Origin of the sequence: Comamonas terrae, assembly GCF_001544075.1 — a bacterium.
Lineage (GTDB): Bacteria > Pseudomonadota > Gammaproteobacteria > Burkholderiales > Burkholderiaceae_C > Comamonas > Comamonas terrae.
On the sequence record NZ_BCNT01000009.1, the window covers coordinates 79,421 to 91,885 of the forward strand.

At 61.2% G+C, this 12,465-nt stretch carries 15 protein-coding genes; 9 read left to right on the forward strand and 6 right to left on the reverse strand.

Annotated elements, in window-relative coordinates; all coding sequences use genetic code 11:
- Nucleotides 1–74 precede the first annotated feature (74 nt).
- Together Cte04_RS14225 and Cte04_RS14230 are read left to right on the forward strand one after the other, a co-directional pair.
- Nucleotides 75–1,460, forward strand: a complete 1,386-nt coding sequence (locus Cte04_RS14225; protein ID WP_157082022.1) for a hybrid sensor histidine kinase/response regulator — start codon at nucleotides 75–77, stop codon at nucleotides 1,458–1,460.
- Between the two features lie 130 nt (nucleotides 1,461–1,590).
- Complete coding sequence (locus Cte04_RS14230) at nucleotides 1,591–2,049, forward strand: PA2169 family four-helix-bundle protein (RefSeq protein WP_066479045.1); 459 nt, start codon at nucleotides 1,591–1,593, stop codon at nucleotides 2,047–2,049.
- Between the two features lie 127 nt (nucleotides 2,050–2,176).
- Here the strand turns inward: Cte04_RS14230 and Cte04_RS14235 are convergent, their stop codons facing one another.
- The 3 genes from Cte04_RS14235 to Cte04_RS14245 are packed head-to-tail and all read right to left on the reverse strand — an operon-like array spanning nucleotide 2,177 to nucleotide 3,639.
- On the reverse strand, nucleotides 2,177–2,542 hold the full coding sequence (locus Cte04_RS14235) for a hypothetical protein (RefSeq protein ID WP_066479046.1): 366 nt from the start codon (nucleotides 2,540–2,542) through the stop codon (nucleotides 2,177–2,179).
- Nucleotides 2,543–2,565: 23 nt separating this feature from the next.
- Nucleotides 2,566–2,838, reverse strand: coding sequence for a GlsB/YeaQ/YmgE family stress response membrane protein (locus Cte04_RS14240; RefSeq protein WP_066479370.1), 273 nt, complete (start codon nucleotides 2,836–2,838; stop codon nucleotides 2,566–2,568).
- Between the two features lie 54 nt (nucleotides 2,839–2,892).
- On the reverse strand, nucleotides 2,893–3,639 hold the full coding sequence (locus Cte04_RS14245; RefSeq protein ID WP_245633385.1) for a hypothetical protein: 747 nt from the start codon (nucleotides 3,637–3,639) through the stop codon (nucleotides 2,893–2,895).
- On the opposite strand from Cte04_RS14245, the gene Cte04_RS14250 reads away from it, so the two are divergent.
- A complete protein-coding gene (locus tag Cte04_RS14250) occupies nucleotides 3,614–4,021 on the forward strand; it encodes a hypothetical protein (RefSeq protein WP_157082024.1) in 408 nt (135 codons plus the stop codon). The genes Cte04_RS14245 and Cte04_RS14250 overlap by 26 nt on opposite strands.
- 32 nt (nucleotides 4,022–4,053) lie before the next feature.
- Here Cte04_RS14250 and Cte04_RS14255 read toward each other — a convergent pair whose 3' ends face one another.
- The gene (locus Cte04_RS14255; protein ID WP_217997584.1) at nucleotides 4,054–4,755 is read right to left on the reverse strand and encodes a L,D-transpeptidase; all 702 of its coding nucleotides are present in this window, start codon (nucleotides 4,753–4,755) and stop codon (nucleotides 4,054–4,056) included.
- An 80-nt stretch (nucleotides 4,756–4,835) separates the two neighbouring features.
- Between Cte04_RS14255 and Cte04_RS14260 the strand changes: the two genes are divergently transcribed.
- The 5 genes from Cte04_RS14260 to Cte04_RS14280 are packed head-to-tail and all read left to right on the forward strand — an operon-like array spanning nucleotide 4,836 to nucleotide 9,335.
- Entirely contained in the window at nucleotides 4,836–5,324 is a 489-nt protein-coding gene (locus tag Cte04_RS14260) for a hypothetical protein (protein ID WP_066479052.1), read from the forward strand.
- Nucleotides 5,325–5,349: 25 nt separating this feature from the next.
- Nucleotides 5,350–6,651 (forward strand): glycosyltransferase family 4 protein, encoded by a 1,302-nt coding sequence (locus Cte04_RS14265; RefSeq protein WP_066479057.1) that lies wholly within the window; start codon nucleotides 5,350–5,352, stop codon nucleotides 6,649–6,651.
- Nucleotides 6,648–7,286, forward strand: coding sequence for a D-glycero-alpha-D-manno-heptose-1,7-bisphosphate 7-phosphatase (locus Cte04_RS14270; protein WP_083526674.1), 639 nt, complete (start codon nucleotides 6,648–6,650; stop codon nucleotides 7,284–7,286). Before Cte04_RS14265 ends, Cte04_RS14270 begins: the two co-directional genes overlap by 4 nt.
- 22 nt (nucleotides 7,287–7,308) lie before the next feature.
- On the forward strand, nucleotides 7,309–8,370 hold the full coding sequence (locus Cte04_RS14275; RefSeq protein WP_245633386.1) for a glycosyltransferase family 9 protein: 1,062 nt from the start codon (nucleotides 7,309–7,311) through the stop codon (nucleotides 8,368–8,370).
- The gene (locus Cte04_RS14280; protein ID WP_245633387.1) at nucleotides 8,367–9,335 is read left to right on the forward strand and encodes a glycosyltransferase family 4 protein; all 969 of its coding nucleotides are present in this window, start codon (nucleotides 8,367–8,369) and stop codon (nucleotides 9,333–9,335) included. The genes Cte04_RS14275 and Cte04_RS14280 overlap by 4 nt, the downstream gene beginning before the upstream one ends.
- Nucleotides 9,336–9,373: 38 nt before the next feature.
- Here the strand turns inward: Cte04_RS14280 and Cte04_RS14285 are convergent, their stop codons facing one another.
- Nucleotides 9,374–10,837: a sigma-54-dependent transcriptional regulator gene (locus Cte04_RS14285; RefSeq protein ID WP_066479059.1), complete on the reverse strand. Its 1,464-nt coding sequence runs from the start codon at nucleotides 10,835–10,837 to the stop codon at nucleotides 9,374–9,376.
- Nucleotides 10,838–10,912: 75 nt separating this feature from the next.
- Here Cte04_RS14285 and Cte04_RS14290 point away from each other — a divergent pair, with 75 nt between their 5' ends.
- Nucleotides 10,913–11,227 (forward strand): hypothetical protein, encoded by a 315-nt coding sequence (locus tag Cte04_RS14290; RefSeq protein WP_157082027.1) that lies wholly within the window; start codon nucleotides 10,913–10,915, stop codon nucleotides 11,225–11,227.
- Between the two features lie 69 nt (nucleotides 11,228–11,296).
- Here Cte04_RS14290 and rfaE1 read toward each other — a convergent pair whose 3' ends face one another.
- The gene (gene rfaE1 / locus Cte04_RS14295) at nucleotides 11,297–12,238 is read right to left on the reverse strand and encodes a D-glycero-beta-D-manno-heptose-7-phosphate kinase (RefSeq protein WP_066479061.1); all 942 of its coding nucleotides are present in this window, start codon (nucleotides 12,236–12,238) and stop codon (nucleotides 11,297–11,299) included.
- Between the last annotated feature and the right edge of the window lie 227 nt (nucleotides 12,239–12,465).

Sequence of the window (12,465 nt, forward strand, 5' to 3'; positions counted from 1 at the left end):
TATGCGGGGTCCAACGGCACGGCGCTTTTCCCCTTTGGTCTTGCGCGTAAACCAGGAAACATGAATTGGCCTCCATGCTCAAACCTTCACGAACGGTTTTTCTGCTTGTTGCGCTAGCGGTGCTGGCGGCGGTTTTTGCAGCCCTTCTGCTGCATCTGCGCCAGTCCGATTACAGGGCTGCTGAACGGGAGGCACAGTTGAAAAGCCATTTTCTGGTGCTCTCGTTGCAAAACGAGCTGAACGGCATGGACACGGGTGGAAAGCATGCTGCACGGCCAGATGTCGCCGCACCTGTCCATGCCTTGCTGGACACTGCCGCACGCAGGATGATGGATGCCCTGCCTTCCCTTGAGCCGAGGCCCTGGAACGGCCTGCTGGTCGATGACCTTGGCCGTGTGGTCATCGTTCAGCCTCCCGATTTCTTGGAGGCAGCCCATATCTCGCCACAAGCAATCGCCAAAGCGCATGCACAAGTACAAGGCCCCTCCGAAAGGTGGGTCCTCATCCAGGACATCGAAGGCGCTTTCCGGCCGGCATATCTGAACAGGACGCCCCAGGGCTGGGCCTGGATTGTTCCGCTGTCATGCGGTGCACCCCTCGAATGCACCGTATCCCGCACATGGCAGTGGATTGGGGGAGGTGTGCTGCTGCTGGTTCTGGCCTGCATCTTGGTGGTGCGCACCGCGAGCCGCAAAAAGGCAGTACCGGATACGGAGAGAACACAGACATCAGCCATATCGGAGCGCAGGGAGGAAATCTTCTCCACGCAGGACCGGTGGGCAGTCGTGGGGCGGATGGCCGGCCGCTTTGCGCATGAATTCAACAACCAGCTGGGCATCATGAGCAATAGCGCGTACCTGATACAGCGCCGTACCACGGATCCCAAACTGGCCTTGCCGACGCAGGCCATGCTGCGTGCCGTGGATGCGGCAAGCCTGCTGACCCAATTCCTGCAAAGGCTGGGCGCGGGCCATGCGACCCAAACGCAGGCCATCGACCTGACGAACTGGCTGGAAGAGTCCGAGACGACGTTCACCATGGTGCTGGGAAAGTGCATCCCCCTGGATTTGCAGATTGGCACCGAGCCGCTTGGAGTATCCGCCGATCCGGAAATACTGGAGCTGGCGCTGATCATCGCCCTGCTGCATATTCGCGCCGCTTTGCAGGATATCGAGCGGGTTTCCATTTCGGCAGCGGTAATGGGGCCTGACAAGGAGCGGGAGCTTCTTTCGGGGCGTTATGCCGAAATCCTGGTGGTCGCCAAAACGTCCGGAGAAAGCTCCGGGCCGGTCACCTGGAAACTGCTGGATATTCACGACGAGGGCGAATTGGGTTTGCTGCAGCGGCTGTGCCAGAGCATGGAGGGCTGCGGATGGAGCGGCCAGAATGACGGTGGCCATATGGCTGTCTCCATCACTTTGCCCATGCCCGGGGAAGACCGGCCGGCACAGAGTGCGTAGCCTGGCAAGCCCATTGCTATTCATGGGCGCAGATGCCTGCCTCACATCAGGAAGTATTTCGGGCATGCCGAATGCCTGAACCAAGCTGCCAACAGGCAAGCGACTTCATCAACGATCAGGAAGGCACATCATGGATCCCAAGCAAGTCATCGACACATTGAATGACCTTATTGAAAACTGCCGGGACGGCGAATTCGGATTTAGAAGCACTGCCGAACATACTGGCACCGCTTCCTTGAAGCAGATTTTTCTGGCCCGTGCCGAGGACTGCAAGGCGGCCGCGCAGGAGCTGCAAAATCTCGTGGTCCAGCTTGGAGGCGAGACAGCCGAAGGCGGTACGCTGGCCGGCGCTGCCCATAGAGGCTGGGTGGCCGTCAAAGGTACGCTGGCCGGGTATGACGACCTCAACATGCTGGAAGAGGCAGAGCGCGGCGAAGATACCGCAGTGGCACGCTACCGCGAAGCACTGGATCAGGATTTGCCGGATACCGTGCGCCCCGTGGTGCAGCGCCAATATGAAGGCGCCAAGAGAAACCATCTGCAGATCCGCGAACTCAGGGACCAGGCGCGGCGCAAAGAGAACACCTAAAGCATGAACAAGCATGTCCGCCCCAAGGCGGCATGCTTGCGTTGCTCTTCAAACCGCTTCCTCCATGCCTACTCTACTCGCTTGCGAACGCAGGGGCTGAGGCGTCGGGCATGCCGGCTCACCGTCGCTACTCCTGGCCGGACCGCTGGCAAAGCCGGGCCAGGATGAAGCCCGCCGCGAATGCCGTGGCCAATGCGGCAACAGGCTTTTCCTTTACGGTGTCCCTCAGGCATTCGGTCCACTCTTCGCCGGTGCCTTTCCATTCCCGGGCTTTTTGCTGCACGCTTTCGCTGGCTTTTGCAAACACCTCCTGCGCATACCTTACCTGCGCCGCAGCGGTATCGGCGAGCTGATTGATCGTCTGATGGGCGCCCTGCTCCAGCTTGTCCAGCGCCTCGGGCCGGCTCGTGTTGGTGCGGTCGGCCTTTTCGCTGTCCTGGGACGTGGGAAACGGATTGTCGGCGGCGGTGGACTTGGGGGTGTCGTTGTTCATGCTAACTCCTGTATTCATCCGCATCAGCGCGAAGAGCCCCGGCGGATCAGGTTGACGATGGCCAGCAGGATGACCGCTCCTGCCAGCGACACGAAAATAGACATGGCGCTGTAGGTATGGTCGTTGATTGTTGATTGCGGGCCCAGCAGGGGGGTGATCAGCCATCCTCCGATCAGCGCTCCCACCACGCCCACTATCACGTTGAGCAGGAGACCTTGTTGGGCATCGGTGCGCATGATCATGCTTGCTATCCAACCGATGAGCCCTCCGACCAATAGCCAGATGAGAAAGTCCATTGCAGTGATCTCCAAAGTTGCTGGTAATGATGTAGGGCAATTGATATGCCGGTTTCAGCTTCCTGTTTCCTTGCGGGGTGAAGTCGCCCTGGATGGGCGCAGCTCGGCGCGTTCGTCTTCCCGGCCCGAAGGGGTCTGTGCATCCAGGCCGCTGTCCGGGGACTCCCGGACTTGCGGCAGATCCGTAGGGTGGGCAATCAGCTCCTCGATGATGAAGCGGCCATAGAGCTGGGCGCGCTCGGCTCCTGCCGTGCGCAGTGCGGCGGCAGCTTGCCGGGCACGGTCGTCGCTGCCCACCCGCACGACAAGCCAGTGATAGCCGCGCTCGGCCAATGCCCGATGCGCCTTGATGAGGTTGAGCTCCTGTCCGACAGAGGCCACGGGGCTGGCTTTTGCCAAGTCCGCGTCGATCTGGGCCAGCATTTCCCGGTCGGTATATCTGTGAATGTCCGACGGCCCGAAATGCAGTTTCTCCAGAACCTCGTATCCCTTGTCTGCCAATGGAGCGTTCGCAAAGGATATGACCATGTGGCCGACGGGTTTGAATACGCCATATGCGTGGTGCTTGCTGGTATCCATGATGGTTCCCTGTTGGTGCCGGGACTTGTCATTGGCAAGCAAGATGCCATCTCGATCCGTATGGAAATATTGCGGCAGCTTTTTCTCCAGTGTGACCACGCCGGTATTTGCGAGGCAGGTATGTGCATTGCCGCCGGCGATATGCGGCCCTGCAGTCAGTCGGGGGCGTACCCTCAATCGAACAGGAGCACTCACCATGAATATTTTCGCGAGAGAAGCCATTGCCGCAGCAGCGATCGGCCTGCTGGCCGCAGCCGGTGCGGCACATGCGCAGACCGGCTCTGCTCCGTCCTCCGGCAGCGACGGCAGCACCACGCGTCCCATGCAGGGAAACGGAACCCAGGGAAGCGGGATGCAAGGCAGCGGTACGTCAGGTAGTGGTACGGCCCCCAGGCCCGAGGCCGGCACGCCGGGCAGCGATCCCTACCCGCCCCAGGTGGGCACAGGGGCGGAGAGCGGCAACCGCACTGATGGCCGCCAGATGCCTTCGCCAGGAGGCCGGAACCAGGGGGCCACGACCACTTCTCCTTCGGACAGCCAGTTTCCGAATTCCGATGGCAACTGGAACAACAATGGCCGCCGCGCGCGTGGCGACCGGGGGTGATTCCAGGGGCATGAGCCTGCCGACGGGCCCTCCTAAGGGGAGAGCTTCCACGAAGGAGGAGGCTGAGCCGGCTTTGCTTTGCTGTCCTGACGCCGCGCCAGGGGCGTCAGAAAGGGAAAGGCGTGCTGGATATTGCTGTTTTCCGGCAGGATGTAGGCATAGCCGCCCCGCTGCTGAAAGAGCGCGTGCACGCTTCGATTGAAGACCGCAATCGGTACGTTCACGCAGCCGTAAGAGATCCGGTTGTCCGATGCAGTGGCTGACGCCAGCCGCTGCAGGCGCCTGTCTCCCGGAGCGCCGGGGCGTACACGGTGAAGCGATACCGCGGCGTCGTAATCCACCCAGAAAACGCCTTCCCCTTCGCTGTTGGTGCCTTTTTCGAGATAGAACCTGCCGGCCGGCGTGGTTCTCTCGCTGGGTTTGATCTGAGCGAGAGGGCGTGCTCCTATCCCAGGCACCGAGTCGTCGCCGATTGCGCTGCCAAGCAGGACGGCCGAGCTCTCTACCAACTGGCCGGAGCGGTCGTAGATCCACATGCGGGCCGACCGCTTGTCGATGATGAGATAGGGCAGCCCACGGTTGTCCTTCATTTGTCCGATCCAGTCTCGCAAGCCCGCTGCCGTTACCGGCATGGAGGGCTCGGACGACGGGGCGACTGGCTGTGCGGCACCCGCGCACAGGCATGCAGCGGTCAGGCAGCAGGCAAGGCCGGTGGTCCTGTTGGCGTTTTGCATGGTCGTTTCTGCGAGGCGTGTGAATGCAGCTTTCGCGGCAAAAGCCATGCCGCGGGAGCGCGGCTTGCCCATGCCGGGGCATGAAAAACACCAGCCGTTTTGCAGATATCGAGGCAGCCCGTACCGCGGTGAATCTGGCCTTGCCCTTCATCGAGAAGACGCTGGAGCGTCCTGGAGTCAGTGCCAGAAAGGTGCTCCACGTCGTCGTGCTGGACCCTGCCGCGACCTGCGACTGCAGCAACTTCGAAGAAGCGCTCCTGTATGAGCATTCGGTCGGCGACCGCCACAACTGGGATGCGGACTATGCCGCCTTCGCGCGCGACAAGGCCCGGCTGAGCTGGCGCCACCAGATGGGAAGTCGGCATCTCATCCATATGGAGCCCCATCGGCTCTCTCTCTCGGACACCTTGCTCTGGGGAAGTGTGTGGCTTGACGGAATCGTGGTGGCGGCCAGTGGAGCCATGCCGGCATGGGACGAGGCGTTTTCCTTGTGCGTCGCGGGAAACCTGCGGGCCATTGCCCTGGAGCGGTCGACAGGCATGCCGATTGCCAAGTCCCAGGGCGATTGAGTACGACAACGAACCGGAGCAATTGATGACCGAACGCCCATTCCGAATTGCAATGATCAGCGAGCATGCTTCACCCCTTGCGCTGGCAGGCGGCGTCGATGCAGGGGGACAGAACATCTATGTCGACAGCGTGGCGCGCGAACTGGGAGCACTGGGCCACAAGGTGGATGTCTTGACGCGCCGAGACGATCCCGACCTGCCGGAAATGGTGCAGATGGCGCCGGGTGTCCGGGTGCTGCATATCAATGCAGGCCCTCCTGGCTATGTACCCAAGGAAGAGCTGCTCGATTGGATGCCCGCGTTCGCCCACCAGGCACAAAAGAGGCTGATCGGCCAGGGGGCGTACGACGCCATACATGCCAATTTTTTCATGTCCGGGTGGGTGGGGCTCGTGTTGCGGCCCGTGCTCAAGGCGCCCCTCGTCACGACCTTCCATGCGCTGGGGCTGGTAAGACGCGAGCATCAGGGCGCGGCTGACGGGTTTCCTGCGGCAAGAGAAGCGATAGAGCGCTCGCTGGTCCAATGCTCGGACCGCCTGATCGCGGAATGCCCCCAGGACCGCAGTGATTTGCTGCGCCTCTACGAAGCCTCGCCTGAACGCATCGACATGATTCCCTGTGGGGTGAATACACGTGCCTTCTTTCCAGGCGACAAGGTGGAGGCCCGCAAACGCCTGGGGCTGTCCCCGCATGAATTTGTCATCCTGCAGCTGGGGCGCATCGTGCCTCGCAAGGGTATCGATAACGTCATCCGTTCGATGGCGCTGCTGCCTTCCTCGGTGCCTTCCCGCCTTTTCGTGGTCGGAGGGGAGTCCCGAACACCGGATCCCCAGATGACGCCCGAGCTTGGCCGCCTGATGCGCCTGGCTTCCGCGGTGGGCGTTGCCGACCGGATGACCTTTGTGGGGCAGCGGAGCCGCGCCGAATTGCGCGACTGGTATGTGGCGGCCGATGTGTTCGTGACCACGCCATGGTATGAGCCTTTCGGCATCACTCCGCTGGAGGCCATGGCCTGTGGAACGCCGGTTATCGGCAGCAATGTGGGCGGGATATGCCATACCGTGCGCGACGGTGTCACGGGCTATCTTGTGCACCCCAAGAATCCGCAGGAACTGGCCCGCAAGCTGCTTGATTTGCATGCCAGGCCGCGCCTGGCCCAGGCGTTCGGGCAGGCCGGGGTGGAACGGGTACACAAGCACTTCACCTGGGAGCGTGTGGCACGGGAATTTGCCACGGTCTTCGAACGTGTGTGCGCCAAGGAAAAGCCCTTGCTGCGGATGCATAGACCCGCCGTCCGCCCCTATGCGTTGCAAAGGGGCATGCTATGACAACGAAGAAGCAGTTGAGGCCGGCAATCTTCGTGGACAAGGACGGCACCCTGATAGACAACGTGCCCTACAACGTGGATCCTGCACTGCTGACGTTCCGGCCGGGGGCGGTCCAGGCCATGGCATTGCTTGCCGCCAGGGGCTACATGATCGTGATCGTCACCAACCAGAGCGGCATAGCCAGGGGGTGCTTTACACGTGCCCAGCTCATGGAGCTGCGTGACGCCCTTGCACGGCGCCTGGCAGAGGAAGGGCATGTCTATCTCAAGGGCTTCCAGTTCTGCCCCCATGGACCCGACGAGCATGGGCGTCCCACCTGCCTGTGCAGGAAGCCCCGGCCCGGGCTGCTGCTGGAGGCGGCCATGCTGTATGGGATAGATCTCGAACGCTCCTGGATGATCGGCGACACGCTCGACGATGTGGAGGCGGGCCGGCGCGCCGGATGCAAGACCATTCTCTACGACTCCGGAGGAGAGACATTGTGGCGCAATACGCCACTGAGGAAACCCCATGCGCATGTCTTCCATTGGTCGGAGGTTTCGCGCTTCATCCTGGAATACACAGGCACCAGAAAAGAAAGAGCTGTTTTGAACCTTCCCGTGATGCCCATGAATTATGGACACATTGCGCGCTGACAATCGCAGCTTGCCTGCCCCCATGAGCCATATGGCATCGCTACCATGGCTGCAACCCCGGAGAATCGGTGTTTTCCGCGCATTGATGCTGGGAGACATGCTGTGTGCAACACCTGCCTTGCGGGCACTGCGTTCGGCATGGCCCGAGGCCCACATCACGCTGATAGGCTTGCCCTGGGCTGCAGGCTTGGCGCAGCGCCTGGCATCCATTGACGACTTCCTGGCCTTTCCAGGCTGGCCGGGCCTGCCGGAACTCCGGGCCCCGGCACCCGAGCAAATGCGAAGCTTCATGGGCCAGGTCCGGAGGCGCCATTTCGATCTAGCCATCCAGCTGCATGGATCGGGGCAGTTGACCAATGCGCTCGTGGCCAGTTTCGGAGCCGAATGCAATGCGGGTTTTGGAGACGAGAAAACCGGCTTTCCTGCTGCAGACGCATCGCGCTTCGTCCCATGGCCCGAACGGGGCAACGAGATATTGAGGCTCTTGCAACTTACCGACCATCTCGGCCTGCCGCGTCGCGGAGTGGAGCTGGACCTGCCCTTGACGCTGGAAGACTATCGGCGTGCTGACGCCTTGGTCTCCAGAAAGAAGCCGTATGCCATAGTCCACGCAGGATCACAGCTGCCGTCCCGGCGCTGGCCGCCCCAGCGTTTTGCGGCAGTAGCAGACCGGCTTGCGGCCACCGGTCTGACCGTCGTGCTGACCGGCACGGCCTCGGAAAAATTGCTGGTGGATTCGGTCGCTTCGGCGATGGCGCACCGGCCCCTCGATCTCTGTGGCGAAACGGACCTGTGGACCCTGGGTGCCTTGCTGGCTTCGGCCCAGGTGCTGCTTTGCAACGACACCGGCTTGTCGCACATGGCTGCGGCCTTGGGGGTGCCCAGCGTCATCACGGCGTGTGGCAGCGAGATCGAGCGCTGGGCTCCGCTCAACAGGCACAAGCATCGCGTCCTGTCGCATGAGGTGGCGTGCCGGCCCTGTGCACACAGGGAGTGTCCACTGGATCACCAGTGTGCGAAGGGACTGCCCGTGAAATTGGTCACGGAGGCGGTTATCCAAATGGCAAACGGAGAGGTTGCATGAACGAGCGCATGGCCCAGTCCCGCAGACGCCTGAACATTCTGACCTGGCATGTCCATGGCAACTACCTGTACAACCTCACCCAGGCGCCCCACGACTTCTGGCTGGTGGTGGATGCCGAGCGCTCCACGCATCGCACCGGACGCAACGGCTCCCTCCCCTGGGGGCCGAATGTGCATGAGGTGCGGGTGGAGGAGCTCAGGAGCATGCGCTTCGACCTGGTGCTTTACCAGTCCAGGCAGGCATGGGAATATGATCGCCTGGAACTGCTGTCCGAGCAGCAGCGGACCTTGCCGCGGATCGTGCTCGAACATGACCCGCCGCAGGAGAGCCCCAGCAATACGCGCCATTGGTGCAACGATCCGCATGCCTTGCTCGTGCATGTGACGCCTTATAACGCTTTGATGTGGGACAACGGAAATACTCCGGTCCGGATCATCGAGCATGGGGTTGTCCTCCTGGGACAGGCGCCCTGGTCCGGAGAAATACCTCAGGGTCTGGTAGTCGTCAATAACATCCAGCGGCGAGGCCGGCGCCTGGGACTGGATATCTGGAGACGGATGTCTGACGAAATTCCCTTGTGTCTGGTCGGCATGGGAAGCGTGGAGGCCGGCGGAATGGGGGAGATACCCCAGCAGGAACTCCCCCAGTTGATGGCGAGGCACCGTTTCTTTTTCAATCCCATACGCCATACCAGCCTGGGCCTGGCTGTGATTGAGGCGATGATGGTGGGGCTGCCCGTGGTCGGTCTGGCAACCACCGAGCTGGTGACAGTGATCGACAGCGGGCGCAACGGCTTTATCGACACACGTCTTGAGCGCCTGAGCGCAGCCATGCGCCAATTGATCAAGGAGCCCGGCCTTGCAAGGGAATGGGGAGAGGCGGGGCGCCTTACTGCAATGGAGCGTTTCTCCATCGATCGTTTCGTCGAGGACTGGAACCGAGCATTCCATCTCGTGACCAGCTGAAGCAGGGCAGCGGAAGGCGCGTGGCGCGCCCTTCCGCCTCATCCAGAATCCCGCGCCTGCTTGTCTTGCGCTCCATTGGCATAGTCCTTCAGACGGTTGTAGAGCGTCTTGAGGCTGATTCCCAGTACGGCTGCCGTCCGCTCCTTCTGGTACATGCATTGCTTGAGCGTGGCCTGGATCAGCAGACGCTCGGCCTGCGCCATCGACAGGCCGATGGGAAGATTCAGCGTATCCTCGTCCCCGCCCATCAAGGGCTGGGGGGGCCGTATGGACTCCGGAGCTCGTTCCACCAGGTCGTTCTGCAATGGCAAGGCAAGCCTGTCGGCATGCGCGGGCGTGCTGTCGTTGCGAGGCAGCCACTCGCTGCCGATTTCATCTGTGGTGGCCATGACGTAGGCGCGTTGCACGGCGTTGCGCAGCTCGCGTACATTGCCCGGCCAGCGGTATTCGCACAGCTGCTGCAGGGCATCGGCATTGAAGGTCTTGAGCTGTCCTTCGCGTTCGGAAATGGCTTGCAGAAAATGCTCGGCCAGAAGCGGGACATCCGAGAGCCGTTCACGCAACGGCGGCAGCTCTATGGGAAAAACATTCAGGCGGTAGAGCAGGTCTTCGCGCAGTTTTCCTTCGGTAACCGCTTCCGTGGGCTGCCGGTTGGTAGCTGCGACGATGCGCACATCCGTTTCCTGGCTCTGAGTGGATCCCACACGCATGAAGCGGCCGGTTTCAAGAACGCGCAGGAGCTTGACCTGCAGTTCGAGAGGCATTTCGGTGACTTCATCGAGGAACAGCGTTCCGCCTGCTGCGCGTTCGAAAAAGCCCTGATGCTGCCGCTCCGCCCCGGTGAAGCTGCCTTTTTCGTGGCCGAATATCTCGCTTTCAATCAGATTGGGAGAGATTGCGCCGCAGTTGACTGCAAGAAATGGCTTGGAACGCCTTGCGCTGAGGTCGTGAAGAGTCTGTGCAACGACTTCCTTGCCGGTTCCGCTTTCGCCCGTGATGAGCACCGTGACAGAGGTTGCCGCCACGCGGCCGATCTGTTCATAGACGCGCTGCATGGCCGCAGAACGACCCCACAGCCTGCCAAAGCGGCCATTCTTGGCATTGTTTTCGAGCGCCGGGCATTGACTTTTCGAAGAGGAAAAAGGAGTGGCCTGGGTGAACTGGGAAAGAATGTTTTCGAGGCGCTGGAGGCCGACTGGCTTGACCAGGTAATCCATGGCGCCCTGCCTGAGTGCCTCGATGGAGGAATCAAGGCTGGCATGCCCGGTAACCAGAACCACCTTGGACTCATCGGAGACATTAGGGTCGGCAAACAGCTCCATGCCATTGCCATCGGGAAGCTGTAGGTCAAGCAAGACCAGGTTGGGTGGCTGCATCGCAATTTGTCTGCGTGCATCGCGAAGAGTGTGAGCCATAGCGATGGAGAAGCGTTCCACTCCTATTAACTCACGCATGGTGGTGGCGGAGTCGATGTCATCATCAACAATCAGCACATGGTTCATTTCATGATCTCCACATCTCCTGAAAACTGCTGGTGACAAGCGACCATCATGGCACCAATTTAGTGCGGGTACTGTATGCGTATGTATCGCAGTCTTGGCGCGCTGTTTGCCGGAAATGGCTTTCCAAGCAAGGAGGCGATTTTTATGAACTATGTATATCCCGCAGCTGCCTTGAATATGCTGGGGCGATTGGTTCCTCAAGGGCGTATGCGCACAATGGCCCTTGTATTCACGCTGGGCTTTCTGGTGGCCAAGAGTTGTGCACGCTGTGCAGCGGTACATAAAAGAAGAGCGGAGGAACGCTCCAGCGCCCAGCCTGGAGATCTACAGCAATGGGAAGGGGAAGGCGGACAGAATGAGCCGCCGGTGGAAGGTGGCATCTTGGAGTGATGGCTGGCAGCCGGCCGTGCCGGTTGCCATGCAAGCCCAGCCGGCTGCAGTTCGAGGCAATCGGCGGGTTCAGGAGGCGGCTGCCAGCGCAGCCGCCTGGGCTTTCTGGATTTCGGTACGGGTCACCGCCGCGGTTCCGAACTTTGCAACGGCCAGGCCAGCAGCGAGGTTGGCATGGTGCATGGCTTCGTGCAGAGAGTTCCCGGAAGCGAGATAGGACGCCAGGGCTGCCAGCACGGTATCTCCTGCACCGCTGACATCGAAAACCTCGCGCGCAGCCGTCGGTACATGCACGGCAGGCCTGTCGGCACTGAACAAGGACATGCCGCGCTCGCCCCGGGTCACCAGGAGGTGCTGTATATCCAGGCGTGCGCGAAGCGAGGTCATCGCGCCTGCAAAGCCTTCTTCATCGTCCCAGGAGCCTACGACGGCTGCCGCTTCCTTCTCGTTAGGCTTGAGCAACCAGGCGCCCCGGTAGCGATCGAAGTCGATGCCTTTGGGGTCGACCATCACATGGCAGCGATGCTGGCGGGCGCGTTCGATGAGGCGTTCGCAGTGCGCGAGCGCACCTTTTTGATAGTCGCTCAATATGACCCAGGGATGCTCCGGCAACAAGCCCTCTACCAGGTCCTCGAGTGACTGGACCGCATCGGAAGGCGGCGGATGTTCGATATCAATGCGCAGCATCTGATGCCGGCGGCACACCGTGCGTATCTTCTGGGTCGTCGTCACGGCTGCCGAGCGGACGGCATGCAGTTGCACGCCCTGCGCCTCCATCGTGTGCGCAAGGCTGTCTCCCGCTTCATCGCGGCCCAGCAGCGTAGCCAGGGTCGTGAAGCTGCCCAGCGCGAGCAGATTGACGGCCACATTGGCAGCACCGCCCGGACGCTGCCATTCGTTGGCGAACTTCAGTACCGGGACGGGAGCTTCGGGAGAAATGCGCTCCACATTTCCTTCCCAATAGCGGTCGAGCATGCTGTCGCCTACGACGAGGACCTGATCATTTTGCATGCAGAATCCTTATTTGAAAGAAGCCGAGGAGGCCATGTGCGGGCAGGGCTCATGCCCGCAAGCAGGCTTGTGTCCTGCTGCGTTTATCGGAATGGAGACTGGCGGCGGGCTGCTTGGATGATCCAGCGAAGAATGTGGGGCGGAACCGGCTTTTTCACATTGAGGGCATTGTCTGCATGCACGGTCTTCAGGTATGGATGGCATAAGTTCTCCAACGGGAAGTTATG

Excerpts from the sequence above, each read along its gene's own strand:
- rfaE1 (WP_066479061.1), bottom strand. The coding sequence starts at position 12,238 with ATGCAAAATGATCAGGTCCTCGTCGTAGGCGACAGCATGCTCGACCGC.
- Cte04_RS14260 (WP_066479052.1), top strand. The coding sequence starts at position 4,836 with ATGAAAAACACCAGCCGTTTTGCAGATATCGAGGCAGCCCGTACCGCG.
- Cte04_RS14230 (WP_066479045.1), top strand. The coding sequence starts at position 1,591 with ATGGATCCCAAGCAAGTCATCGACACATTGAATGACCTTATTGAAAAC.
- Cte04_RS14265 (WP_066479057.1), top strand. The coding sequence starts at position 5,350 with ATGACCGAACGCCCATTCCGAATTGCAATGATCAGCGAGCATGCTTCA.
- Cte04_RS14250 (WP_157082024.1), top strand. The coding sequence starts at position 3,614 with ATGAATATTTTCGCGAGAGAAGCCATTGCCGCAGCAGCGATCGGCCTG.
- Cte04_RS14270 (WP_083526674.1), top strand. The coding sequence starts at position 6,648 with ATGACAACGAAGAAGCAGTTGAGGCCGGCAATCTTCGTGGACAAGGAC.
- Cte04_RS14280 (WP_245633387.1), top strand. The coding sequence starts at position 8,367 with ATGAACGAGCGCATGGCCCAGTCCCGCAGACGCCTGAACATTCTGACC.
- Cte04_RS14240 (WP_066479370.1), bottom strand. The coding sequence starts at position 2,838 with ATGGACTTTCTCATCTGGCTATTGGTCGGAGGGCTCATCGGTTGGATA.
- Cte04_RS14290 (WP_157082027.1), top strand. The coding sequence starts at position 10,913 with ATGCGTATGTATCGCAGTCTTGGCGCGCTGTTTGCCGGAAATGGCTTT.
- Cte04_RS14285 (WP_066479059.1), bottom strand. The coding sequence starts at position 10,837 with ATGAACCATGTGCTGATTGTTGATGATGACATCGACTCCGCCACCACC.
- Cte04_RS14235 (WP_066479046.1), bottom strand. The coding sequence starts at position 2,542 with ATGAACAACGACACCCCCAAGTCCACCGCCGCCGACAATCCGTTTCCC.
- Cte04_RS14245 (WP_245633385.1), bottom strand. The coding sequence starts at position 3,639 with ATGGCTTCTCTCGCGAAAATATTCATGGTGAGTGCTCCTGTTCGATTG.
- Cte04_RS14275 (WP_245633386.1), top strand. The coding sequence starts at position 7,309 with ATGAGCCATATGGCATCGCTACCATGGCTGCAACCCCGGAGAATCGGT.
- Cte04_RS14255 (WP_217997584.1), bottom strand. The coding sequence starts at position 4,755 with ATGCAAAACGCCAACAGGACCACCGGCCTTGCCTGCTGCCTGACCGCT.
- Cte04_RS14225 (WP_157082022.1), top strand. The coding sequence starts at position 75 with ATGCTCAAACCTTCACGAACGGTTTTTCTGCTTGTTGCGCTAGCGGTG.